We start from the raw sequence: 796 nt of genomic DNA, 5'->3' as shown, positions 1-796 counted from the left end.
CCTGAAAGCTGCCGACGTCGTCGTCGCGATGGCCGAGCGGCACTTCCCCGACTGGCACCGCGCCCAGGGCCGTCCCCGCGATCTCGATCTCGTCGGCGCCCTGCGGTTGGCCCTGTGCCGGCTACGGCGCAACGCCACCTACCAGGAACTCGCCGAGGACTTCGGGATCGGGATCAGCACCGCCTGGACCTACCACCAGATCATGGTCGCCTTCCTCGCGGATACCCTCGGTACCACCACCGAGTCCCTGTCCCAGCAGGTCAAGGGCCTGGTCTGCCTGATCGACGGGACCCTGGTCCCAACGTTCGCCTGGCGCCACCGCACCGATCTTCTATCCGGCAAGCACCGCCGGCACGGCGTCAACGTCCAACTGGCCGTCGACCCGCACGGGCGGATCCTCGCCGCCAGCCACGCCTTCCCGGGCAGCTGGCACGATGTGCACTGTTTCCGCGAAGCCGGCTGGACACGGGTGGCGCGACGTTCCGGTGGCTGCATGACCGACCTCGGTTACGAAGGCGAACCCGCCGTCCACACCCCGCGGAAGAAGAAGCCCGGAACATCCCTGACCGGCTGGCAGAAACAACTCAACGCCGAGTTCGCGTCCGTCCGGGTCGCCGCCGAATGGGGAGTCGCTCACACGAAGAACTGGCGAATCCTCACCAGCCGTTACCGCAGCGACCTCGGCCGTATCGATGCCGACATCCAGGCAGCCGTCGGCCTCCAGAAAATCAACGAACAGCAATCCGAGCGAATACTGAGCTTCGAGAGAATCAAGAGAGTTTCTGAATAACTTCCC

General features: G+C 65.6%; 1 protein-coding gene. It reads left to right on the top strand.

The annotated features are described in order from the left end of the window. The coding region (locus AC08OP_RS14985; RefSeq protein ID WP_476614766.1) for a transposase family protein at positions 1-790 on the top strand (790 nt) is incomplete at its 5' end. Positions 791-796: the final 6 nt, after the last annotated feature.

The organism is Frankia sp. CeRuru1 (assembly GCF_977966315.1).
Note: the sequence above shows the minus strand (reverse complement) of the source record. Positions and strands in the feature narration are given on the sequence as shown.